At 37.4% G+C, this 23316-nt stretch carries 21 protein-coding genes and 1 tRNA gene; 10 read left to right on the plus strand and 12 right to left on the minus strand.

Annotation, left to right across the window (positions count from 1 at the left end; translation table 11 throughout):
* Positions 1 to 16 precede the first annotated feature (16 nt).
* The 7 genes from IGJ99_RS08755 to rpmG all read right to left on the minus strand — a co-directional run bounded on the left by IGJ99_RS08755 (position 17) and on the right by rpmG (position 8665).
* Positions 17 to 700 (minus strand): response regulator transcription factor, encoded by a 684-nt coding sequence (locus IGJ99_RS08755; protein WP_010735133.1) that lies wholly within the window; start codon positions 698 to 700, stop codon positions 17 to 19.
* A complete protein-coding gene (locus IGJ99_RS08760) occupies positions 678 to 3302 on the minus strand; it encodes a sensor histidine kinase (protein ID WP_137072551.1) in 2625 nt (874 codons plus the stop codon). The genes IGJ99_RS08755 and IGJ99_RS08760 overlap by 23 nt, the downstream gene beginning before the upstream one ends.
* Before the next feature lie 27 nt (positions 3303 to 3329).
* Positions 3330 to 3851, minus strand: coding sequence for a potassium-transporting ATPase subunit C (locus IGJ99_RS08765; RefSeq protein ID WP_023519889.1), 522 nt, complete (start codon positions 3849 to 3851; stop codon positions 3330 to 3332).
* A gap of 36 nt (positions 3852 to 3887) precedes the next feature.
* Positions 3888 to 5918 (minus strand): potassium-transporting ATPase subunit KdpB, encoded by a 2031-nt coding sequence (kdpB, locus tag IGJ99_RS08770; protein WP_108145759.1) that lies wholly within the window; start codon positions 5916 to 5918, stop codon positions 3888 to 3890.
* Between the two features lie 15 nt (positions 5919 to 5933).
* Positions 5934 to 7610 (minus strand): potassium-transporting ATPase subunit KdpA, encoded by a 1677-nt coding sequence (kdpA, locus tag IGJ99_RS08775; RefSeq protein ID WP_023519891.1) that lies wholly within the window; start codon positions 7608 to 7610, stop codon positions 5934 to 5936.
* Positions 7611 to 7926: 316 nt separating this feature from the next.
* Positions 7927 to 8418, minus strand: a complete 492-nt coding sequence (locus tag IGJ99_RS08780) for a dihydrofolate reductase (protein WP_010735128.1) — start codon at positions 8416 to 8418, stop codon at positions 7927 to 7929.
* 82 nt (positions 8419 to 8500) lie between these two features.
* The gene (gene rpmG / locus IGJ99_RS08785) at positions 8501 to 8665 is read right to left on the minus strand and encodes a 50S ribosomal protein L33 (protein ID WP_373865805.1); all 165 of its coding nucleotides are present in this window, start codon (positions 8663 to 8665) and stop codon (positions 8501 to 8503) included.
* A gap of 217 nt (positions 8666 to 8882) precedes the next feature.
* On the opposite strand from rpmG, the gene IGJ99_RS08790 reads away from it, so the two are divergent.
* A complete protein-coding gene (locus IGJ99_RS08790) occupies positions 8883 to 9329 on the plus strand; it encodes a DUF2188 domain-containing protein (RefSeq protein WP_010735127.1) in 447 nt (148 codons plus the stop codon).
* A gap of 126 nt (positions 9330 to 9455) precedes the next feature.
* Here IGJ99_RS08790 and asnB read toward each other — a convergent pair whose 3' ends face one another.
* The gene (asnB, locus tag IGJ99_RS08795; protein WP_010735126.1) at positions 9456 to 11351 is read right to left on the minus strand and encodes an asparagine synthase (glutamine-hydrolyzing); all 1896 of its coding nucleotides are present in this window, start codon (positions 11349 to 11351) and stop codon (positions 9456 to 9458) included.
* Positions 11352 to 12002: 651 nt separating this feature from the next.
* On the opposite strand from asnB, the gene IGJ99_RS08800 reads away from it, so the two are divergent.
* Entirely contained in the window at positions 12003 to 12563 is a 561-nt protein-coding gene (locus tag IGJ99_RS08800) for a hypothetical protein (RefSeq protein WP_438770761.1), read from the plus strand.
* An 816-nt stretch (positions 12564 to 13379) separates the two neighbouring features.
* Here IGJ99_RS08800 and IGJ99_RS08805 read toward each other — a convergent pair.
* Positions 13380 to 13467 (minus strand) — tRNA-Ser (locus tag IGJ99_RS08805).
* Between the two features lie 330 nt (positions 13468 to 13797).
* Positions 13798 to 14364 (minus strand): TetR/AcrR family transcriptional regulator, encoded by a 567-nt coding sequence (locus tag IGJ99_RS08810; protein WP_023519894.1) that lies wholly within the window; start codon positions 14362 to 14364, stop codon positions 13798 to 13800.
* 254 nt (positions 14365 to 14618) lie between these two features.
* Between IGJ99_RS08810 and IGJ99_RS08815 the strand changes: the two genes are divergently transcribed.
* From IGJ99_RS08815 to IGJ99_RS08835, 5 genes are all read left to right on the plus strand, one after another.
* Positions 14619 to 15953, plus strand: a complete 1335-nt coding sequence (locus IGJ99_RS08815; protein ID WP_194179989.1) for a DUF1576 domain-containing protein — start codon at positions 14619 to 14621, stop codon at positions 15951 to 15953.
* Entirely contained in the window at positions 15922 to 16257 is a 336-nt protein-coding gene (locus IGJ99_RS08820; protein ID WP_023519896.1) for a hypothetical protein, read from the plus strand. The genes IGJ99_RS08815 and IGJ99_RS08820 overlap by 32 nt, the downstream gene beginning before the upstream one ends.
* 204 nt (positions 16258 to 16461) lie before the next feature.
* The gene (locus IGJ99_RS08825; RefSeq protein ID WP_010735121.1) at positions 16462 to 17058 is read left to right on the plus strand and encodes a TVP38/TMEM64 family protein; all 597 of its coding nucleotides are present in this window, start codon (positions 16462 to 16464) and stop codon (positions 17056 to 17058) included.
* A 101-nt stretch (positions 17059 to 17159) separates the two neighbouring features.
* Positions 17160 to 18959, plus strand: a complete 1800-nt coding sequence (locus tag IGJ99_RS08830; RefSeq protein WP_438770919.1) for a glycerophosphoryl diester phosphodiesterase membrane domain-containing protein — start codon at positions 17160 to 17162, stop codon at positions 18957 to 18959.
* A gap of 598 nt (positions 18960 to 19557) precedes the next feature.
* Positions 19558 to 19707 (plus strand): hypothetical protein, encoded by a 150-nt coding sequence (locus IGJ99_RS08835; RefSeq protein WP_010735118.1) that lies wholly within the window; start codon positions 19558 to 19560, stop codon positions 19705 to 19707.
* 142 nt (positions 19708 to 19849) lie between these two features.
* Here the strand turns inward: IGJ99_RS08835 and IGJ99_RS08840 are convergent, their stop codons facing one another.
* Complete coding sequence (locus IGJ99_RS08840) at positions 19850 to 20239, minus strand: phage holin family protein (RefSeq protein WP_438770762.1); 390 nt, start codon at positions 20237 to 20239, stop codon at positions 19850 to 19852.
* A gap of 316 nt (positions 20240 to 20555) precedes the next feature.
* Here IGJ99_RS08840 and IGJ99_RS08845 point away from each other — a divergent pair, with 316 nt between their 5' ends.
* The 3 genes from IGJ99_RS08845 (at position 20556) to IGJ99_RS08855 (ending at position 22534) form a co-directional block, all read left to right on the plus strand.
* Positions 20556 to 20918, plus strand: a complete 363-nt coding sequence (locus IGJ99_RS08845) for a helix-turn-helix domain-containing protein (RefSeq protein WP_010735116.1) — start codon at positions 20556 to 20558, stop codon at positions 20916 to 20918.
* A 6-nt stretch (positions 20919 to 20924) separates the two neighbouring features.
* Positions 20925 to 21353 carry an ImmA/IrrE family metallo-endopeptidase gene (locus IGJ99_RS08850; RefSeq protein WP_019722947.1) on the plus strand — a complete coding sequence of 143 codons (429 nt, stop codon included), beginning with the start codon at positions 20925 to 20927 and terminating at the stop codon, positions 21351 to 21353.
* 116 nt (positions 21354 to 21469) lie between these two features.
* Positions 21470 to 22534: a type I restriction endonuclease gene (locus IGJ99_RS08855; RefSeq protein WP_010735114.1), complete on the plus strand. Its 1065-nt coding sequence runs from the start codon at positions 21470 to 21472 to the stop codon at positions 22532 to 22534.
* Positions 22535 to 23093: 559 nt separating this feature from the next.
* Here the strand turns inward: IGJ99_RS08855 and IGJ99_RS08860 are convergent.
* Positions 23094 to 23291, minus strand: a complete 198-nt coding sequence (locus IGJ99_RS08860; RefSeq protein ID WP_010735111.1) for a cold-shock protein — start codon at positions 23289 to 23291, stop codon at positions 23094 to 23096.
* Positions 23292 to 23316 lie beyond the last annotated feature (25 nt).

The following is a 23316-nucleotide window of genomic DNA, read 5'->3' on the forward strand; positions in this document are numbered from 1 at the left end:
ATTTGTTTGTCGCTTACTAAGAATTTCGGTAATCACGTAACCGATAGCCAACTCCGATCTCAGTGATCAAATATTCTGGACGAATGGTATTTTTCTCGATTTTTTTCCGAATGTTTGACATATTCACTCGCAACACTTGGGAATCTGTTCCATAAGGCCCCCAAACTTCTGATGTTAATACGCGATAAGTGACGACCTTCCCAAGGTGTTGGAATAATACGAGCAAAATGCGATATTCATTCTTAGTGAGATGGATCGGTTCTCCTGCTTTGGTTAACAGTTGGCTTTCTGTGTCCAAAGTCAATTCACCATTGGTGATGACTGAAGGTAATTCCTCTTGTTTACGATGACGAAAAGCGGTTCTGATCCTAGCAAGTAATTCATTCATCCCAAAAGGTTTAGTGACGTAATCATCAGCACCGAGATCAAGGGCTTTGACTTTTTCATGCTCGTTGTTTCGCGCTGAGATCACGATCAACGGTGTAGCCAGTCGTTTACGAATGATTTTCAATAATTCGATGCCATCAATGTCTGGCAAACCTAAATCGAGCAAAATCAAGTCAAAGGAATCTTCTTGGAACACATGCAAAGCTTCCATGCCTGTTGTGGCAATCGTAACGTGATAATGTTCTTTTGCCAACACGACTTCCATAAAATCAGTGATCGTTGGGTCATCTTCAATCAATAGTACTTTCCTCATGTAACGTCACCTCCTCACTCTTGTTCAAATAGATGCGAACCACTGTTTTCCCTTCTGATACAGCCATCTCTAATTTCCCATTATGGGCATGGATGATGGTTTTGACAATACTTAATCCAATGCCAAGACCATTTTTTGAATCGATTGGTACTTCTTCTTCATTAGATAGATTCATCTGGATTTTTTCATATTGCTTCAATGAGATTTCACCATCATTCTTCACTTCGCAAATGACCTGTTGTCCCTCTTGAAACACGCTAACTTCTACTTGCCCTTGTGTCGATCCATGACGAAACGCATTTTCCACCAGATTGAACATCGCTTGCTCAATCAAGATAGGGTCAACTTCGACAAATAAAACCGCTGTCGGTAAATGAACCAATAGTTCCTTGTCAGGATAAACTTTTGTGACATGTTCATAGACTGCTTCGATGATTTCCTCAATCGGTTCTGTTGTTTTTTTCACTTGCATCGTGTCCATATTGATCCGTGTGATCGACAACAGATTCTCCACCATTCGAATCAACCATTGGGATTCTGTCTGGATATCGGTCAGCAATTTTTGGCGCGTTGCTTGTTTCAGCTCTTCATCTGTTTGCAAGAGTGTTTCTGCAATCCCAGAAATCGCAGTCAATGGTGTACGCAAATCATGGGAGATCGCACGTAATAAATTACTGCGAACTTTTTCACGTTCATTTTCTAACTCAATTTGTTCTTTTTCATTCTTAAGCTCTGTTTGCTCTAAGATAACAGCAAGCTGGGTCAACACTAACCGTAAATAATTCAATTGACTATCCTCGATCGGCAGCCCGCGACTGCGACGAATCCCTAAAACAGCTAACGTCTTACCATTTGCGACAATCGGTAAATAAAAACCTTTTGCGCCACTTAATGTATCCGTTCCATAACCTGAGTCTTTTTGATTTTTAGCCGTCCAATAAGCTACTGCTGCCTCTTCTGGATGATCGAGTAAAAATGGGGCATCTTTTGGTGTATATTGGCTTAGCTTGATGGCATGTTTATCAAAGAAAATCACTTCCCGATCCAATAGTCTACCTAAATAAGTGGCAGATAATTCAACGATTTGTTGCTGGTCTTCTGCTAAAACAAACTGCTTGTTCAGTTCATACAGAATTTCCATCTGTTGTTCTTTTTCTCTGGCATGGACAGCCTGTTTTTTCAGACGAACCATCAAATTACTGATCATCAATGCAACGATCAGCATGATGACTAAAGTAATCGGATAACCTTGTTTATATACGGTCAAGGAATACAGCGGCTCGACAAAAAACCAGTTGAAAGCTAAGACACTTAAAATAGAAGATAATGCGCTCCAAAAATAGCCAGAGGTCAAACGGGCAACAAGTAAGATAAAGAAAATGTACACCAACATCAAGTTTTGTTCTCCAAAGTGAAGATATTGCATCACTTCAGTCAAGAGCGTTGCTACGAACACACAGATCAATGAAATCGCAAAATCTTTTCCTCCCCCTTCCACTAGTTTCTTGGAATGGGAAAGGATGGTTGAACGTTTTTCTTTATAAGGAATCAAGTGAAGTTCAGTTTCTGGCAATCGTTTGAGCAGTCGTACATCCAGCTCTTCTGAAAACAATCGCTCCGTCCACGGTTTCGCCAAATTTTTACCGATGATCAAATCGGTTGCGCCGACCAGTTTAGCATATTCGACGATCGTTTCAAATGAATGGTCCTCCTCGATCACCACGACTTCTGCGCCAAGTTTCTCCGCTAAGTCATTCGTCCCTTGTAAACGATCATCGGAACGAATGTATAGCACGATCCATTCTGCCCCCAAGCCTTGAGCTAACCGAGCAGTCCACCGAATACTTTTCTCAGCCATTTTAGGGAAAGCATCTTGAACGATCGTGATCAATTTACTTTGGACACCATTTGTTTTACCGATCACACGATTGATATGATCCGAAGCCCGTTGAATCGCTAGACCTCGTAACTGTTCCAATTTTTTAGGAATAAAGAAGTGCTGCAAGGCGCGTTTTGCATTTTCATCAGCATAGATTTTCCCTTGCGCTAAACGATCGATCAATTCATCTGGTTCCACATCGATCACCTTCAATGTCGCCTGTTGGAAAAACGTATCCGGAACCGTTTCTTTTACTTCGATCCCAGTCACTTCTTCAACGATATCATTCAAGCTTTCAATATGTTGGACGTTGATCGTCGTATGGACATTGATTCCTGCATTCAATAATTCTTCGATATCTTGATATCGCTTGCGATTTCTTGATCCTGGCGCATTACTATGGGCTAATTCATCGATCAAAACGATCTCTGGCTGACGTTTGATAATGGCATCGATATTAGGTTCACTCAAAGTCAGCCCCTTATACGTCACTTCTTTTAAAGGAATCTGTGGTAATCCTTCTAATAATTGGTTCGTATCCGGGCGATCATGAGGTTCGATGTAGCCTACCACAATGTCTTTACCTAGTACGCTCAGCTCTTGTGCTTCCGCCAGCATTGCATACGTCTTGCCGACTCCCGCCGCGAAACCAAAATACACCCGTAGACGTCCTCGGCTTTTTTCACGCTGGTGTAACATTTCTGAAACATCCTGTCTTTCCATCTTTGTTTCTCCTAACCCCTCTGCCACCTACATGTTATCAAGTGACAGATTCAATTCAAGCACGTTGACAAACATTCGATCTGAAAACCAATCTTTTTGTGCTTTTTCCTGTATTATAGCACGAATCTTAGTAACGTCTTCTCCCCGCTCTTTAGCGATACGAGAGACTTGACTTTCTGCGGCTACCACACTGATATGCGGATCAACACCGCTTGCAGAGTTTGTGACTAAATCGATTGGGATCTCCGTAGTTTGATTGCTTTGTTGTGCCAATTTCGTTTTATCTTCTACTAATTTCTTTTGCTCCGATGAGGTTGGTGAAAGTTGGGTCACGTCTTGCCCTCTTCCACTAAAATAAGCTGCCTGTTGAAAGGATTGTCCAATCAACGAAGAGCCAACCACCTTCCCTGAAACGACTTCCTGACTACCATTGGCTTGATGAGCAAAGAAAAGTTGACCGATACCAGTAACAGCGACGGTGTATAGCCCACCGAGGAGTAGGATGCTGAGGAATAAAAAACTAAGCTGTGCTCTAAGGATCTTTTTCATAGGTGAATTCCTTCTTTCTGCAAAATGTCTTTCTTTTTATATTAAGAAAAAGCTCAAAACGAGATCGATCAGTTTGATGAATATGAATGGGGCAATTAAACCACCTAATCCATAGACCAATAGATTATGCCGCAAAATCTGACTGGCAGGTTTTTCTGTATACTTGACTCCTTTTAACGCTAAAGGAATCAATGCGACAATAATCACTGCATTATAGATAACAGCCGATAAAATCGCCGTAAGAGGACTACCTAATGCCATGATATTCAATTGGGCCAATTCGGGATAGATCCCATAAAACAAGACTGGGATCACAGCAAAATATTTTGCGACGTCATTTGCAATACTAAACGTGGTCAAAGCACCTCTAGTCATCAATAATTGTTTACCGATACGTACGACCTTCAATAGCTTCGTTGGACTAGAATCTAAATCGATCATATTGCCCGCTTCTTTTGCTGCTTGTGTCCCTGTATTCATCGCCACTGCCACATCCGCTTGTGCTAATGCTGGCGCATCATTCGTTCCATCACCTGTCATTGCTACAAGATGACCTTTTTCTTGATAGTCACGAATAAGATCCATTTTATTTTCAGGTGTTGCTTCTGCGAGAAAGTCGTCGACCCCCGCCTCAGCCGCAATCGCCGCTGCTGTCAAAGGATTATCTCCTGTGATCATGATAGTTTTAATCCCCATTTTACGCATATCTGCGAAGTTTTCCTGTACACCATTTTTTACAATATCTTTGAGATAAATGACCCCCATCACTTGATCATTTTTTACAACCACCAAAGGAGTTCCGCCAGCTTGGGCAACTTTTGCAACGATGTGATCACATTCTTCTGGATATTGTCCACCACGTGCCTGCACATATTTCTTGATCGTATCTGCGGCACCTTTACGGATCTGATCGCCACGATAATCCATGCCGCTCATGCGGGTTTGCGCACTAAAATCAATGAATTTCACTTCAGATTTTTCAAAAATACGTTCCCGCAAAGCAAATTTTTCTTTAGCTAAAATGACAATACTGCGGCCTTCTGCCGTCTCATCTGCTAAAGATGAAAGTTGTGCTGCATCAGCTAATTGTTGTTCTGTGACGCCATTGACCGGTAAAAACTCACTTGCCCGACGATTTCCTAAAGTAATCGTTCCTGTTTTATCTAACAGTAATACATCAACATCTCCCGCTGCTTCGATGGCACGACCACTCATTGCAATCACGTTTTCTTTCGTTAATCGACTCATTCCAGCAATTCCGATCGATGAAATCAATGCACCGATCGTCGTTGGCGCTAAACATACGAATAAAGCAATGACAACGATCGTCGCAATCGGCGCCCCTTTACCTGACAGCTGACTACTGAATTCGGTAAAAGGAACTAAACTAACAGAGACCGCTAAAAAGATGATCGTTAACGTGATCAAAAAGATTTGTAACCCGATCTCATTCGGGGTTTTCTTTCGTTGTGTCCCTTCCACCATTGAAATCATTTGATCTAAAAAGGAGTGTCCATTTTCGGATGTCACACGGATCACCAAGTAATCAGAAACCACCGTCGTCCCACCAGTAACGGCACTTCGATCGCCCCCTGATTCACGGATTACTGGCGCTGATTCCCCTGTAATGGCACTTTCGTCCACTGAAGCAGCTCCTTCGATTACATCACCATCCGCCGGAATTTGTTGACCCGATACTACGTAAATCAGATCCCCCTTTTTGAGATCAGAAGATTTGATTTCAATAAATTCTTGGTTTTCAATGTCTTCTAAGCGATTGATCTTATAAGTGACTACTTCTTTTTTTGCTTGCTTCAAGCTATTTGCTTGCGCTTTTCCGCGACCTTCTGCCACTGCTTCGGCAAAATTTGCAAACAATAAAGTGATCCATAACAAACAGGTGATCGTTATAGTAAACCATAAAGGCACGGTTGTTTGTTCAAAACAAAGGATCGTCGCTAAGATCGCTCCGATGTAGACCATGAACATCACTGGGTTTTTGATTTGTTGTCTTGGGTCTAATTTGACAAAGGCTTCTTTGATTGCCCATACATAAATAGTTTTCATTTGATTTTACTCCTTCTAACTTAAGGTAAAATGATCAGCGATCGGACCTAATGCCAACGCTGGTAAAAAGCTCAATGCTCCGACAACAAGGATAACGATCATCAACATGGAGATGAATGTGCCATTCGTTGTTGAAAGTGTTCCATCATTGATCGCGATGGTTTTCTTCCTTCCCATGTTTTCAGCCAAGAACAAAATAGCAACGATCGGAATGTAGCGAGAGCACAACATCAAGACACTTCCTAAAAGATTTAGAAACGGTTTATCTGCCGTCAACCCACCAAATGCACTCCCGTTATTATTTGCTAGAGAAGTCACATTATAAAGCAACTCACTAAATCCATGAGGCCCTTTATTGGTCAACCAAGTTAAAACATCAGGATGCAGTGAAACTGCCATCGTACCAAACAACGTCAATAATACTGGCGTCAAAATCACTAAACTAGCCATCTTGATATCGAAAGCCTCGATTTTCTTGCCTAAATATTCTGGCGTACGCCCGACAAGTAGCCCAGCGATAAAAACCGTCAGTAGTAGAAATGCCAACATGCCATATAATCCACTACCCACACCACCAAAGATGATCTCCCCTAATTGCATCAAGAAAAGCGGAATACCACCACCGAGAGGCGTAAAACTGTCCAACATCGCATTGACTGATCCATTCGATGCCGCTGTTGTGCTAACAGCCCATAAGCTTGACCAACCCACACCAAAACGTACTTCTTTTCCTTCCATATTCAGTGAACCCAGAACATCCGTAAAAGCGGGCCCATGATATTCACTAATTGCTACACCTACAAAAGCTGCAAAAAGAAAAACAAACGAAACGATCAAAATCGTTCGACCTTGTTTCCATTCTTTGACCCAATAGCCAAAAGCAAAAATCAATGCAGTAGGTATCAACAAGATGGCGAGATTCTCGATGAAATTAGAAAAAATCGTCGGATTCTCAAATGGATGAGCGGAATTTGCACCAAAAAATCCACCACCATTGGTTCCTAATTGCTTGATGGCTACTTGACTGGCCACAGGTCCTAGATACAACCATAAAGATTCTCCAGATAGACCAGTGTATGACATCCCATGACTAAACGTTTGAACCACGCCTTGGGAAATCAGAAGTACAGCAGTAATTAATGAAAGTGGTAAAAAAATGTAAAGCAAACTGCGTACTAGATCTTGCCAAAAATTGCCCAGTTGGCTTGATTTCCTTTGGATGATGCCGCGGATCAATGCACAAAGAACCGCTAAACCTACAGCTGCTGACAAGAAATTTTGAACAGTCAAACCAAGCATTTGCGTCGTATTCGACAGTGTCACTTCTCCTGCGTAAGCTTGCCAGTTGGTATTTGTCACAAAACTAACAGCTGTATTCACGGCTAAATCAAATGACAGATTTTCCACGCCATTATTGCCAGGAAGCCAACCTTGGACCATCAATAATCCGGTTAAAAATAGCAAAGAACAGATTCCAATACCCAACACATGCGCTAAATAGCGCTTCGCCGTCATTTTCTTTTGACTCTCAGGACCAATCAATTGATAAAAAAAGCGTTCGATTGGTTGGATGAAACGTACATATTTTGGTGTTTCCCCTGTCATGATCAACTTGATGTACCACCCAAGAGGTGCGGCTAAAACGAGTAGAATAAAAAAGAAAAACAACCCTTGAAATACTGCACTCATCATTGCTCTTCCCCCTTAAATAAAAACCAGAATAGATAAGCTAACAAAATAATACTGATACAACCTAAAAATAAGATCATTTTCTTCCTCTCCTTTGTTTTCATCATAGACAAAGGACTATAAAGATAGTGTTAATATTCAAGAAATTTCTTTATATGTTCTTTATACAACACAAAAAAACAGCTAAACCTTAAGGAGCAACGCTCGCTTGACTTAGCTGTTTCTCTATAAATAAGACAAAAAAAAAGATGCTCCCATGATCTTGAACATCTCCCTTTATTTCTTTCAATCCTCCATTTTATGCATCAATGATCAGAGCTTACTTTCTTACCCATTTTTGGAAGCGATGGGCATAATGGTTTTCTTGATCCGTGATACCGATATGTTCTTCTGCTAGTTCAAAATCACTAAAGTCGATCTCTCCAATATACGTATCTCCTTCAAACTCACCATCGATCAGTGTTCGCCAAATAATCCCAGTCTGGGGCAATAGTTCTTGAAAGATCCGACTTCCACCAGAAACATAAATATCTTCTGAAACAGTCTCCGCAAAAGCCAATAATTCATCGATCGAATGCATGACTTCTGCATTTTCTTTGACCTCAAAATCTTCTTGGGTAGTCAACACGATGATGTGGCGATAAGGAAGAGATAGGTCGCCCATGCCTTCATATGTTTTACGCCCCATCACTAATAAACGATCCACCGTATGTTCTCTGAAAAAACGCATATCATTTGGCAAACGCCAAGGCAATAACCCATCTTTACCGATCAACCCATTCTTGTCTTGGGCCCACATGGAAATAAACATTTTGACTCGCTCCTTTCATCTACTACTTGATTATACTAAAAATAAAAAAGCTTGGGTACAGACCCAAACTTTTTTAGACATATTATTTTGTTTCGCGGTGCAAAGTAACTTTACGTTCGCGTGGGCAATATTTTTGCTTTTCCAAACGATCAGGATTGTTACGTTTGTTTTTGTTAGTTAGGTAGTTACGTTCTTTACAAGAAGTACACTCTAAAGTAATGTTTACGCGCATGATTTTCCCTCCCATTTATACTAGAATCCTCTAAGATGACTCTCAGACTTGATTATCTTACCATGATTTTTATCAGATTGCTAGCCTTTTTCACGATTTTGTTAAGTAGTTCTACTTGACGAGCAAAAAATAAGCATAGCAAAAATTGAAACAGATGATTTTTCTTTTTACCAAGTTGAGATTACACTTGTTATAGTAGTAAAATCAATTATTCTTTTAGGAGGAGTTAACTATGCCTTGGAATATGAAAGATTTTCCACCAGCCATGAAGAACTTGGAAGAATTGACCAAAAAGAAAGCAATCGATATCGGCAATGCGCTTTTAGATGAAGGCTATCCTGATGATCGTGCAATCCCGATTGCGATCAGTCAAGCGAAAGAATGGGTTGAAAGTGCAGATGAGAAAGAGAAGAAAGCTTTCTCAAAAGAGAAAAATCCACAAAAAAATGACAAGCATGATAGCAATCCGCGAGCAGCCAAATTATTAGACGCCACAGTCGAAGTCAAATTCGAAGAAGATCATTGGATCGTTCGCTCTAAAGGCGCTGAAAAAGCAAGCAATCACTTCGATCATAAAGAAGACGCCATTGAAAAAGGAAAAGAAGTAGCTCGTAATAAAGAAACATCCTTGATGATCTATAAAAAAGATGGCACATTTGAGCGAGAAGTCCATTACTGATTGTATACTATCGTACCTTTGAATAAAAAATCAACCTAGTCCGATTTACGGCAAAAAACGAAGAGTCTGCCCATTATGGATCGGCACTCTTCGTTTTTGCGTTCAATAGAAACATAGTTGGATCGTCTAAACTGTTACATATTGGATCGGTTCAGCTTGAGGAATCGTTTCATCCACAAAATAAACTTTGTACCACGTCAAGAAACTGAAAATCGTCCAAATCTTACGCTGTTCTTCACTTCTACCTTCATGATGGTCATCAAGTAATTTGATGATCTTCGCTTGATCAAAGAACTCTTTCGCAAAATCAGCTTCAAATAATTCTTTTACTTGGTGATAGCCATGTTCTTCTTTCAGCCAAGCTTTGATCGGTACAGGGAAACCAAGTTTTACACGATTTGACCATTCTTCAGGCAGATGCTTGTTCGCAGCTTGTCTAAAGACATCTTTTGTATTGTTTTGATTCAATAAATACTTACTTGGGATTTGTTGCGCTAATTTCATTACTTCGATATCAAGAAGTGGTACCCGCACTTCCAGTGAACTTGCCATTGAAAGTTTATCGGCTTTTAACAAAATATCTTTTGGCATCCATTGGTGTAAATCAACATATTGCATCTTGTTGATCTCGTCTTGGATTCCTTCCGTTTTCGCATAATGTTCTGCCATGATTTCTTTGACTGTTGGGGCTTGTTGAAATTCTGGCGTCAACAAGTTGGCCGCTTCGTTTTCTTCAAAGATCCGTGCATGTCCGATAAAATATTCTTTGGCAGGCGCTAAAGATTCATATAGATGAATCCTACCATGGAAATTACGCATCTTACCGATTTTTCTACCTAAGTTATAGCGAGTGCCTTTCGGTAATTTTTTCAATCCTTGAGCAATCACTCGGATAAATTTTGAATTTGTGTGGAAGCCATATGATTGATAGCCAGCAAATAATTCATCTGCCCCCTCACCAGATTGGACCACTCGTACACTTTGTGCCGCAAGATTCGCTAAGAAATATAACGGTACACAAGATGGATTAGAATCTGGTTCATCTAAATGGTATTGGATCAAAGGGAAAGCCTTAAACGACATGTCTCCATCAATGACAGCTGCGGTGTTATCCAAGTCAAGCATTTCTGTTAATTTACGTGCCTCGATTGCTTCATTATAGGTTTTATCATCAAAGCCTATTGAGAATGAATGGTCTGGTTTCAAAACAGAAGTCACATAACTTGAATCGACCCCACTTGATAAGAACGAGCCAACTTCCACATCACTGATCGTGTGTGCTTCGATCGATGCTTTCACAGTTTCATCAATTTGATCGATCCATTCTTGACGGCTTTGTGTGCCTTTTTCTTCAAAGTTCGCATCCCAATACTGTTGGATATCCATGTGGCCATCTTTGTAAGTGAAATAATGACCTTCTGGTAAACGATAGACGCCTTTAAAGAATGTTTCCCCATTTAAAGGAGAATATTGGAACGTCATATATGGTTTCAATGCTTCCCGATTCAATTCTTTATTGAAGTCTGGATGTGGTAAAAAACTCTTGATTTCAGAACCAAACATCAAAGTTCCGTTCATTTCAGCATAGTAATACGGTTTGATCCCAAAATGATCTCTTGCACCGAATAATTCTTTTTTCTCATTATCCCAAATCGCAAAAGCAAACATCCCACGTACTTTTTGCAATAACTCAGTTCCCCATTCTTCATAGCCATGTAATAAAACTTCTGTATCAGCATGGGTTTTAAAAATATGACCTGCATCGATCAATTCTTTTCTAAGTGGTTGATAGTTGTAGATTTCTCCATTAAAAATAATGATTTTTGTTTGGTCTTCATTGTAAATGGGCTGTGTGCCCCCTTCTAAGTCAATAATACTTAGACGTCTAAAACCCAAAGCCACATCACGATCAATGTATTCACCTGAACTATTCGGTCCGCGGTGAATGATGCGATCCATCATGTCATTTATGATTGCTTTTTTATTATCTTTGTCATTAACAAATCCTACGATTCCGCACATTTATTTCACATCCTACTAAAATTACTATTCCATTATTATGTCCACATGAATCTTATCACAGGAAGGCATCCAGAATGAATGATTTTCACTCTTACAATTTCGTCACATGAAAACAAATAAAATGAAAAATCTCTATCTTTAAAAAAAGTAGACTCAACAATTAATTTAACATGTTTTATCCTAGGAAGCTACTGGATTCTCCTATAGTTTACAAATATTTCATGTTATTCATAAATAGGGAGATTTTTGTAGACGTATATCTTCAAAATAACAAGCGATTTCATTTTTTATTTCAATCTAAAATCTTCTTTACTTGCGCTTTGATAGGATACCTTTTATCCATCACTGTCTTTTACGTCGGCATGTAAGAAAATCATCATGCGAGAAAAAAAGTCAGTTATTCTGTTTGGTAGAAACGAGAACTACTCGGCACAATATTAAAAAAACTTTTTATTTGCCTCTTATTACATTTGAAAATAACTAAGTATCTCTTTGTACTACCTGCTTCACTATACAGAGTAGGTAAATTTCAATAAATAAAATTCAATATACAATAACTGTAACCTGCTATCAAATCACTTGACGAAAAAACGAATTTCGGAGATGCTCAATTTAAGAACATATTTTATTTTAAAGTTAGGAAGGATGAACATGAAAATCGGAAAAGTACTATTAGGGGTATTGTTAGGGGTAACAACTATTATTGGGGCATTTATATTAGGTATCATGCTATTCCCGTTATTTGCACCAGAAATCCAAAACACGACAATTCAAGAAGCTACAAATACTTCACAGGCAAAAAGTACCGAACGTTCATTAACTACAACAGAAACAACAAGCCCAAATGATCAACAGCTGGTAAATCAAACACCTACACAAGGACAAACCCCAGATCCAATTTTGGAAAAGGCATTAAATACACCTGCTACACCATTGAGCGCCTTTAGCTCAGATCCTTATGATTGGGATTTAAATCAAGCGAATATCACGAACGGCACCGCTCAGTCTATCGGCTGGATTCAAGCAGAAGACGCAACTGGAAGAATAGAGGTAGAATACCACTGCTTCGCTTGCGACACGAATTGGAGCCGTAGAAATTACGCCTATGAATGGAATGGCCAAACGACAACAACTAAAATAACTCCTTTTACAATCGTTGGAACACCTTGCGAACATCAAAAATCCTTAAAAAATCATGGCTATATTAGTTGATTTCAGATAAATAGAAAATCTATCTAAAAAAGAGAACAGATTACTTGAATACAAGAAAACAAGCGCACAAACCAAAAAAGACTACACCGTCGTTTAGATTTTTGCGCTTATCTTCTTGTAAATAAAATTTTTTATTGCTCAGGATAGGAAGCTAATGATTGCCCCATTACGAGGAACAAAGAGCAAGAACTTGAGATTCAATCATAAAAAAATCAAAATTAGCAATCACTACTTTTATAAGAATTTTTTTTACATCCTTTTTATTGCAAGAGTATTTTAAAACAACCTCTTCCATCATAGCGAAAAAATATTCCTCATGTTCACTCAACCTTCCCGTATAATTTAAGTATCAACGAGCAAGACGTTGAAATAAATCAGGATGGTAGATATAGATGGCAATTTATTATTTTAACAAAAAAACAGATGCGCGAGGAAATCACGAAGTCCACGTGATCTCATGTACGCATTGTCCAGAGGATGTACTTTTTATTGGCGTATTTTCTACATGTGAAGAAGCCCTACATAAAGCAAGCACAACCCACACATCCAAAAGTTTCGATGGATGTCGCTACTGTTGCAAAGACTGCCATAACGGTTGACTTTCAAGGGATAGCTAGGCTGTCCCTTGTTGTTTCTTTCTTTTTACAGAGATCTTTCTTTATACATAAAATAGACCGTGTTTGTAAATTTACAAATCACATGAGATGAGTATGTAAAATTATAAAAGGAGTACCAAAAGGGGAGTCAAAGAATAATTTAAGATAAAAATACAACAAAAAAGACACGACCTAAATCGTGTCTAACCGTTGGTATATAAGGAAGGTACGGGATTTGAACCCGTGCACCACATTTCTGCGGCTCGCCGGATTTCGAGTCCGGTGCATTACCACTCTGCCAACCTTCCATGCCTACTATTTTTAATCTTTTTTCTACAAATGTCAAGAGGTATTATGCACTCCAGTTCATCTTATTTGTTTTGTAAACTGGTCATTTAAATACCATAACTGTTATGTTTAAATCCGAAAACACTTTTCAAATTACAGGATTGGAATAAAATAGCTTACGGACATTCGTCTTCTCGCACCACCAAAAAACGAATAAACGGCGTTAACAGTAGAAGTAACCTCTTCGAAAAAATAAGACGCCATCCACAAAAATTTGAAGAACATTTTTCGTAGATGGCGTCTTATTTCTAGAGGCTAAACACTTCTGTCTCGACCTCATGCTGTTGTAATTAGCGTATTTTTTCTGGATTTTCAATTGCAAGTACAGAATCGACCGTCGTTTTGATGATCGAAATGATTTGCTCTTCAGTCGGATGCATAATACTAGAAGACATCAATGAAGCAATACCAGTGATGGTTACCCAAGTACCAGTATGAAGCGCATCAATATACTCTTCCGATAAATCTTTATAGCGGGCGTCCTCTTTTAATAACTTGCGGAAATAATTATAAGAAAAATCATGCATCTTTTGACCATTTCCATGCTCATCGATATATAAAGCCATATAAAGGCTATGGTTTTTCTTAGCGAAATAAATATAATTCAATCCTAAATCAATGATTTTATCGCCTGTACGCTCTACAGGAAACACTTCTTCTTCTAACTGTTGGAAGATGACATCTAATAGCGTATTTTTTAAATCTTCCATATTTTTGAACTCTAAGTAAATCGGTTGGGTAGATATCCCCATCTTCTTCGCGATATTTCGTGCAGTGAAACCTTTAAATCCTTCTTTAGCAACAACTTCATATGCAGCTTTCAGAATTTGATCCTTCGTATAGACTTTTCTTCTCATAATAAACTCCCCCACTCCATGCTACAGTCTCAGTTCTTTTATTTTAACCGATATTGATCAATTTTTGCAAATAATATACCTAAATTGTTATATTTTAAAGCATATATGTGTTTTTTTATTGATTTTCTCAATTTTCTAAATATTTTTTTGTGTAATTTGTTTCCCCTTACAATTTTTTATTTTGTGTTGAATTTAAGTTGACCTAAAGTTTTCTTTCAAGTTATAGTTAAATAAAAAGGAAAAGAAGGTGTGTAATGAAGAATAAAAGTGACGTTATTTATATTCATCCTAAAAAAAGAATCATTTCTCAAAGGAAAAACTATTTTTACCTTATTTTTACAGGCGTGTTTTTTTTGATTATTGGATTGCTTAGCGATTCTTTATCAAATAACCTCGTGGGATTAATGGTCATCATGACCTCCCCCAGTAATCTTTTGACCGACTATATTGCTTTAGGTGGATTTGGAAGCGCATTTATGAATGTAGGCTTACTTACACTCTCTTCTGTGTTACTCGCCTATCGCCATAAAGTCATGTTGAATGGTGCAATGTTTGCTTCCATATTGACTGTCTCGGGTTTTTCATTCTTTGGGAAAAATCTATACAATTCCATCTCCATTATCCTCGGTGTTTATTTATATGCCTATTTTATGCACAAACCATTTTCTCAATATGTAATGATTGGCTTATTTGGTAGTGCACTCTCCCCTGTTGTCAGCTATATTACATTCGGGATGGGTTTACCAATCCTTCAAGGTGCTTTCCTGGGTAATTTAGCCGGTTTGATCGTTGGCTTTTTATTGCCGATCCTAGCTGTTCAGACTCTGACCTTTCATCGTGGTTTTACACTTTATAATATTGGTTTTACTTCAGGGTTGATTGCTATGTTGGTGACAGGTATCCTTCGACAATTTAGTTATTCGATCGAAGTACATTCGATTCTTTCGACTGATTACCACCATGAATTGACTTGGATCATTTTTTTATTCTTTTTATCAACCGCTGTTTGTGGCTTCTTCTTTAATGCCTTCAAATTGAAAGGATTACGTGAAATCTTTGAGTCTTCTGGAAAACTTACAACAGATTTCATCGGCACATCAGGTATCGGCGCCACCTTGATCAATATGGGCTTTGTTGGCTTGTTATTGATGTCTTACGTCTTGCTGATCGGTGGTGTGCTAAATGGACCTGTGGTGGGAGGAATCATCTCAGTGGCTGGTTTCAGCTCATTTGGAAGTCATGTTAAAAATTGTTTTCCGATTTTGATTGGTATCTACATTGCCTCAATATTAGGGACGATGCATGATATGACCGAAACAACCATGCTCGTAGCTGCGATTTTCGGTACAGGGCTTGCCCCGATCAGTGGATTTTATGGCGGCGTTTATGGAGTGATTGCAGGCTTTTTACATATTACTCTTGTCCATAATCTCAGCACATTACACGGAGGATTGAATCTATATAATAGTGGGTTTTCAACGGGATTTATTGCTGGTATACTAGTGCCTATCCTAGAAAATTTTACGTTTACCGGGAAGGGAAAGAACGCACATGGAAATGGAAAAAGAACTATCAAAGAGGATCATTGATGAATTTCTCACGTATTTTTACGAACACGAGATCAATGAGATTCGTATTGGCTTAGAATATACAGATGAAGGACTGTATATCGAATTTCAAGGAACAACGAAAAATCCGCCAAAAGATTTGAATACATTGGCCTCACTGTTGAATACACCAAGAGATCCTAGTATGGAGATCTATTACCACGAGTTGCTAGGTACCCCTTCTCATGGCCAAGAATCCTATCGATTACTTGGGAATCTGATCGATGATGTGGAAATCATGTATGATTCGCCAATTTTGAACATCAAGATTTTTCGCCGGATTTAAATGTGAAATAGCCATGATCCTTTTATAGATCATAAAATTAAGTAAATAAGACTCTAGATGGATGTTTTATTTTGTTCCATCCTCTATACTTGGTTTGAACTTACAAAATTGTTTGTTGTTTCTCACTTGAAATAGTGGCGCGCAGTTGCGCTTTTCAGGTAAAATACAATTATCAGATGAAAACCTCGAAGGAGTTGACTAGGGATGAACGTTGCAGTATCACGTAAATTAATGAATATTATATCGATCATCGGTATTGGTTTTTCAATTGCACTCACGATTTATTTTATTAATCTAGGCGTCTTTAAAGATTTGAACGCATTAAGAGGTCTTGTAGGTGATTCAATTATTTTAGGACCGATAATCTTTATCTTGATCCAAATACTGCAAGTCGTTATACCGATCATTCCTGGAGGGATCAGCACCGCAGCAGGTGTCCTGATTTTTGGTCCTTACGCTGGCTTTATCTATAATTATGTTGGTATTTGTATCGGTTCGATCATTATTTTCCTATTAGGTAGAAAATATGGAAAACCATTTATCCTGTCGATGATTAGTGATAAAACATATGACAAATATATTGGTTGGTTAGAAAACCAAAGTCGTTTTGAAAAGCTTTTCGCGCTAGCGATCTTCTTACCAGTAGCACCAGACGATGCCTTGTGTTTAATGGCTGGCTTGACAAATATCTCAGTCAAAAAATACACGTTGATTATTTTGATTGCTAAACCCTTATCGATCTTTTTGTACAGCATGGCATTGATTTATGGTGGTAACTTCCTGACTGGCTTGTTAGGATGATTTCTTAATAGATACACTGTGAGTACTGCAATGAAAGATTCCTGCAGTACTCCTTTTTTATGTTTTTTGCGCTATAATGTTAGGAGTAGGTGATAATAATGATCGTTTATTTAAAACGAAGTTTAGGAAATGCTTGGGACTTCCTGAAAGGAACACAAGCTTATTTTCGTGATGTAGTTCTGATGCATGGGTTTATTTTGTTTATTTGTTTGCCTTTGCTTGGTAGTATGACACGCTTGATTTTACAACGTGGGTCGATCGATTATCTTTCAACGGATAATATCCCCACACTGATTTCGCAACATCCAGGAGTTTTCTTCTCCTTGATCGCTGTCTTATTGTTGATTTTGCTCTTAGTCTATTTTGAGTTTACTTTTTTGCTAATGAGTGTTTATTTCATCAAAAAACAAGAACCAATTTCATTAAAGCAATTATTGCAGTTGACCATCCGACAAATAAAAAAAGTTCGTCCGATGATTTTTTTATTTTTCTTAGCTTACTTTTTTTTGATTTTACCGATCAGTGGATTAAGTTTTAATTCGGACTTACTTTCTAAAATAAAAATTCCTGCATTTATTATGGATTTTATTTTCACTAACCGCTGGATCATCGTAAGTTCTTTTCTACTTGTCTATGTCTTCCTCGGTTATATCGGGATTCGTTTAATCTTTGCATTACCTGAAATGATTTTAAGAGATCGCCCTTTTCGTGAAGCGATCCGTGAGAGTTGGCGTTTGACCAAAGCACGTTTTTTTGCGATTTCAGGTCAATTTTTAGTGATCAGTGGTACGATTTTATTGATTTCAACAATCAGTTACTTGGCGATCTTGTCAGGTCAGATCTTTGTTGAGGAATATTTCTCCGATTACTCATTGATTAGTGCTGTTTTTGCCATGACACTCTTACAAGGCGTTCTTTTGTTCAATATTGTGATGTCTACCGTCGGAATTTTTTACGTCATTGTAGACTTTATGGATGATGAAGGTTTCTTACCAGATATTCCCAGCTGGTTCTCTTCACAAGAAGTGCCCAAAAAACACACAGCTTTAAAAAATACTGCGTTTACTTTATTTGCTGTTTTCTTCGGTGTCGGTGTTTGTATTTACAATATGAATTACCTGACATCTGCTTCTGAAACAAAACCTCTAACGATTTCCCATCGTGGCGTTAGCTTAGGAAACAGCGCACAAAATACGATTGCTGCACTAGAAAAGACGAGCAAAGATTATCATCCAGATTATGTAGAAATGGACATCCAAGAAACCAAAGATGGTCAATTCGTGGTCATGCATGATTTCAATTTAAGAAATTTGACTGGAGTCAATAAAGCACCGCAAGACCTAACTTTAGCAGAACTGGAAAAATTGACTGTGACTGAAAATGGTGCCAAAGAGCCATTGGTTTCATTCGATACGTATTTAAACCGAGCAAATGAACTGAACCAAAAATTATTGATCGAAATCAAAACGACTCGAAAAGACTCGGATGATTTAGTTAAAAATTTTGTTAAAAAATACGAAGAAACTATTTTAACACATGGACATATTTTACAAAGTTTGACTTACCAAACAGTGTCAGATTTAAAAGCGGAAAAACCTAATTTTTACGTTGGCTACATTTTGCCTTTTAATCTAGTTGGCCCTCCAGTAACACCTGCCGACTTCTTGACCATGGAGTACAGTACGATCAATCGTAATTTCATTGATTCTGCTCATCAGGATGGCAAAAAAGTCTATGTATGGACACCCAATGAGTCAGACGATATGAGCCGGATGATGTTTTATGGTGTAGATGGTATCATCACAGATGATATGCAAGCGTTGAATGATACGATCAAAGATTCTGAAGGAGAAATTACTTACTCTGACAAGTTATTAAACTTTGTTCTTGGTGTTGGTTAATATAAAAACGTGTTGCTCACTATCCCACCGGATAAGTAAGCAACACGTTTTTTTTAGTTTATCTTTGCTTTGATTCCTTAATAGCTCGAACGACTGCTAAAACAGCAGGGATAGCAGATATAACTGCTAGAAAAATGCTTAGTTTACCAGAATTTTTTCTTTTTTGCATAGCGATTCGCCCCCTTTCTTTTATTATAATGAAGTTTGCGAAATATCTCAAAGCAAGTGTTTGCTCGACGCTTTCAACTTTCACTATTTTGATGCCTGTTTTGCTATTATTTCAGTCATTTCAACCCAAAATATGACAATTTTGTTTGAACATTATCCCCCACTGTTCGTGAGTCCAAACCAAAAAAGAGATACATTAATCTTAAAGAGGTGAATAAAGATGGTCTACATTCAAACTGGTATATTTATTTTATTAATGATTGGATTATTGATGGGAATCTCAGAGAATTAATTTCAAGTAAACTAGCAACAGCTATCTTATAGCACATTGATTGCCCAAATATTAGAATGGTGCTAAACTTAAGGTGTATTCGGAAGTTTTATGAAAAATTTCATGAATACACAAATACCGATGAAAGGAGAAATATCTATGACATTCACAAAAACAAGCATCAGCTATCGTGTAGCATTTGATAGCTCAACGAATCGCTTCATGGCAATCGATGCAATGAACGAACAACACATCGCTTATGGGATCACCATTGAGCAAGCAGTAAAAGCGCTACACGAATCTAACTAAGGAGTGTTCCCTTTTCATGTCAGCTGATAATTCTATAGAGAATTAAAAGACGTTTTTGGCTAAACGAGCCATAGAAACGTCTTTTTTGTTTGCTCCAAATAAGAAGAGTATCCTAGCAGCACTTTTAAGAAAATCCTATCGATCATTTTTTGTACTTCCCCTGCTCCTCTGAGAAATCACGCCATTTTTTCAAACGTACTTTAACAAAATCAGGTACAGGTATTCCTAGTTTCCTTAGATTTTCAATAACGGACAAACCATAGATCGCACAATACGAAAAAACCAAAGCAATACCAATTGCTTCAAAACCTGTAATTTTGAGATAGGGATAAGCAATCAAAACAATAAGTAAAATCAACAAATATTTGATTACATCTTTTACCACAGAACGTTTGAATCGTTTCATTTTTCCTGTTTGCAGACAGATACCACTAATAAAATCAAGACACAGAATCAATACAAAAATTTGAATGTACACATTACTTACAAGATTTCTAAACTCATTCAATACCACATCATTCTCTACAATCATTTTGCTCACCCTCCACTTTCTGGAATACCTAACCTTTGTTTGATCTTACCTATTCCGACAGACTACTTCAATTTGATTACAATTCAATGTTCATCATCTTTGACACAAAATAACTTTTAAGCTATTATAAAGTCAATAGAAATCATAAGAATACGCTTTATCTTAAGCATGCTCTATTGAAAGAACTTTTAAGTAACTGTATTCTTAACTTTTCGAACAATTGAATCAGTGTATAAGCAAACTATAATAGCTTAAAAGCTAATTGTCAACCATAATGACTTTTATGCTATTTAAATATCAAGAAAGGTGGTTCCTTATGACACTAGTTGCGCGAATCAAACAATTAGCAGAAGAAAAAAAAGTAACCTTTGCTGAAGTCGAACGTGCCGTAGGAATCTCTAATGGCCAGATCCGAAGATGGGATCGTGTTTCACCCAAGTCGGAAAATTTAAAAAAAGTAGCGGATTATTTTGGGGTAACAACTGATTTCTTATTGGGCAGCAACCAAGCGCCAAAATGGGCAAATAAAGATGATTTATTTGAGTTAGACAAAATGCTCAATTCAAATGTCAATATGGCGTATGGTGGAGAAACATTGACAGAACAAGAAAAGCAACGTGTGAAAGATGTATTGACGGGGCTTTTCTGGGAATTTCGAAAACGTGGCAAAGAGAAGTGAGCATATATGGAGATGGATATTATCAAACTAGTAAGCGAACTGAAGCGTACCTATGATACCGCCAATCCTTTTGTGATTGCTGAAAAATTAGGAATAGAAATCAGATATGTTTCTTTTCTCGATAATCCAAAAGGACAGTTTCAAGAACTATTAGGCTCCCCTATTATTTTATTGAACAACTCACTGAAAGAATCAGAAGAACGTTTTTACATTTGTGCCCATGAACTTGGACACGCTTTGTTCCATCGAGAAATATCTAGTTACTATGTATCCTCTAGAAATTCAAGAAGCAAGTCTGAAAGCGAAGCTAACTGCTTTGCTTCGAACTTGATCGTTTCCTTGTACAAAGAAGATACGGAAACCTACCCAAGAGAAGTGGAAGAACTGACAAGACTTTATGGTCTTCCAGAGAGTTGTTATCGGTTTTTGATTTAATGAGTGTACTATTATGTTTATTTAGGACTTAGTGGGGTAAGTCCTCGATAATATAGATTTGGCGACTACTACTACCTGCCGTTAAATGGGAGTAAGAAACTATCAGGAGGGCTATTATGGAATTGGAAAAGTTTCAAGATAATTTAAAACAGTTAGGTAAAAGAGTTATTGAGCTAAAAGATAGTATTGGTACAGAGGAGGCAACCAAAACATCTTTGATCATGCCGTTCTTTGCAACTTTGGGCTATGACTTATTTAACCCCACAGAGTTTGTACCAGAATTTACAGCAGATGTTGGCATAAAAAAGGGAGAAAAAGTTGACTATGCTATTGTCTTAGATGGAAAACCCACTATATTAATCGAAGCAAAGTCAATCAATCAACAGCTAACGAAACATGATTCTCAATTGTTCAGATATTTTGGAACAACAACATCTAAGTTTGGAATATTAACAAATGGCGAAGAATATAAATTTTTTACTGATTTAGACGAGCCTAATAAGATGGATTTGACACCTTTTTTAACTATAAATATCACAAAAATTAAAGATAACCAGATTCCTGAATTAGCAAAATTTCATAAAGATAATTTTGACGTTGATAAAATCACAAGCTCTGCGGCAGAATTAAAGTATCTCAGTTCATTAAAATCTTATCTTACTTCTGAATTAAATGAGCCTTCCGATAACTTCGTTAAGTATCTATTAGGCGAAATTTATGAGGGGATGAAAACAAAACAGACAATAGAAAAATTTAAACCTATCATAAAAAAAGGAATGAATCAATTTATTGCTGAAAAAGTAAATGACAAATTAAGTGCAGCATTGAAAACATCAGTTATTACAGATGAAAATGAAGCTAAATCTCAATCAGACACAACAGATGAAAGTGACAGTGAAGTTATTACTACTCCAGAAGAGCTAGAAGCTTATACCATTTGCAAAGTTGTCTTAAAAGATACCATTCCATTAAACCGACTATTTTATAGAGATAATAGAAGCTATTTTAATATCCTATTAGACGACAATATTAGAAAATGGATTTTACGTGTTCGTTTTAATTCATCTGGTATGAAAATCGAATTGAACGATGATAATAAGACGATTTATGAGCTATCCGAACCAATGGATATCTATAACCTATCCAAAGAAATGATTAACGTGGTAAATAAATTTTTATAACCGCTAAAAAGAAAGCGCTATTATTTATAACACCTTCTCATTATGAGTTTGTTGTCTATTCAAATAAAAAAGAAAAAAGTTATCTGTAAAAATATTATTTGTATTTTTTACAGATAACTTTTTATTTTCAAATAATCTTTTCTACTTACACTGTTCACTCGGTTTTAGGAGAAGAAAGAATATTTAGAGTTAGCTTTGTCTCCAGCTTACCTTATATATATTTTATTGACTAGCGTTATCTAACATACGCATCAATAGTACAGATCACTTGCTGACATTATTTTACCAACACATTGATGCGGCGTAACTGCCGTTGTTTTGGTGTATCTTCATTCCGTTGATGCTTTCTGTTCTAGTTTTAAAAATCTTACAATACATTTTCCTTTTTATGTACATACTGTTTTAAATTTTAAATCTCAATAAGCCTAAGTATACCCTTTTACATGATTTAGTATATATCATAAATTAGCTTTATTTAACTCTCTTTCCAAATCTTATTATTTGATAAAAAGACAAAAAAACCATCTCACAAGGAGATGGTTCAAAGTCGTCTATTGAATTATTTATTGATATTTACTGCTTGTGGTCCACGTTGACCATCTTCAATATCATAAGTAACTGCTTGACCTTCATCTAAAGTCTTAAAGCCTTCACCTTGGATGGCTGAAAAATGTGCAAACACATCTTGTCCATCTTCACCAGTGATAAATCCAAAACCTTTGTCTGAGTTAAACCATTTTACTGTACCGTTATTCATATATATTTCCTCCTATTACGTAAAT

Source organism: Enterococcus sp. AZ095b (genome assembly GCF_051714725.1).
Taxonomy (GTDB): Bacteria; Bacillota; Bacilli; order Lactobacillales; family Enterococcaceae; genus Enterococcus_B; species Enterococcus_B pernyi.

What these genes read in the sequence shown, in the direction of transcription:
- IGJ99_RS08810 (WP_023519894.1), bottom strand. Translation starts at nt 14,364, where the DNA reads ATGAGAAGAAAAGTCTATACGAAGGATCAAATTCTGAAAGCTGCATAT.
- IGJ99_RS08860 (WP_010735111.1), bottom strand. Translation starts at nt 23,291, where the DNA reads ATGAATAACGGTACAGTAAAATGGTTTAACTCAGACAAAGGTTTTGGA.
- IGJ99_RS08845 (WP_010735116.1), top strand. Translation starts at nt 20,556, where the DNA reads ATGACACTAGTTGCGCGAATCAAACAATTAGCAGAAGAAAAAAAAGTA.
- IGJ99_RS08800 (WP_438770761.1), top strand. Translation starts at nt 12,003, where the DNA reads ATGAAAATCGGAAAAGTACTATTAGGGGTATTGTTAGGGGTAACAACT.
- kdpB (WP_108145759.1), bottom strand. Translation starts at nt 5,918, where the DNA reads ATGAAAACTATTTATGTATGGGCAATCAAAGAAGCCTTTGTCAAATTA.
- IGJ99_RS08760 (WP_137072551.1), bottom strand. Translation starts at nt 3,302, where the DNA reads ATGGAAAGACAGGATGTTTCAGAAATGTTACACCAGCGTGAAAAAAGC.
- IGJ99_RS08855 (WP_010735114.1), top strand. Translation starts at nt 21,470, where the DNA reads ATGGAATTGGAAAAGTTTCAAGATAATTTAAAACAGTTAGGTAAAAGA.
- rpmG (WP_373865805.1), bottom strand. Translation starts at nt 8,665, where the DNA reads ATGGGAGGGAAAATCATGCGCGTAAACATTACTTTAGAGTGTACTTCT.
- IGJ99_RS08815 (WP_194179989.1), top strand. Translation starts at nt 14,619, where the DNA reads ATGAAGAATAAAAGTGACGTTATTTATATTCATCCTAAAAAAAGAATC.
- IGJ99_RS08780 (WP_010735128.1), bottom strand. Translation starts at nt 8,418, where the DNA reads ATGTTTATTTCCATGTGGGCCCAAGACAAGAATGGGTTGATCGGTAAA.
- IGJ99_RS08840 (WP_438770762.1), bottom strand. Translation starts at nt 20,239, where the DNA reads ATGATTGTAGAGAATGATGTGGTATTGAATGAGTTTAGAAATCTTGTA.
- IGJ99_RS08825 (WP_010735121.1), top strand. Translation starts at nt 16,462, where the DNA reads ATGAACGTTGCAGTATCACGTAAATTAATGAATATTATATCGATCATC.
- kdpA (WP_023519891.1), bottom strand. Translation starts at nt 7,610, where the DNA reads ATGATGAGTGCAGTATTTCAAGGGTTGTTTTTCTTTTTTATTCTACTC.
- IGJ99_RS08755 (WP_010735133.1), bottom strand. Translation starts at nt 700, where the DNA reads ATGAGGAAAGTACTATTGATTGAAGATGACCCAACGATCACTGATTTT.
- IGJ99_RS08850 (WP_019722947.1), top strand. Translation starts at nt 20,925, where the DNA reads ATGGAGATGGATATTATCAAACTAGTAAGCGAACTGAAGCGTACCTAT.
- IGJ99_RS08835 (WP_010735118.1), top strand. Translation starts at nt 19,558, where the DNA reads ATGACATTCACAAAAACAAGCATCAGCTATCGTGTAGCATTTGATAGC.
- IGJ99_RS08820 (WP_023519896.1), top strand. Translation starts at nt 15,922, where the DNA reads ATGGAAAAAGAACTATCAAAGAGGATCATTGATGAATTTCTCACGTAT.
- IGJ99_RS08765 (WP_023519889.1), bottom strand. Translation starts at nt 3,851, where the DNA reads ATGAAAAAGATCCTTAGAGCACAGCTTAGTTTTTTATTCCTCAGCATC.
- asnB (WP_010735126.1), bottom strand. Translation starts at nt 11,351, where the DNA reads ATGTGCGGAATCGTAGGATTTGTTAATGACAAAGATAATAAAAAAGCA.
- IGJ99_RS08790 (WP_010735127.1), top strand. Translation starts at nt 8,883, where the DNA reads ATGCCTTGGAATATGAAAGATTTTCCACCAGCCATGAAGAACTTGGAA.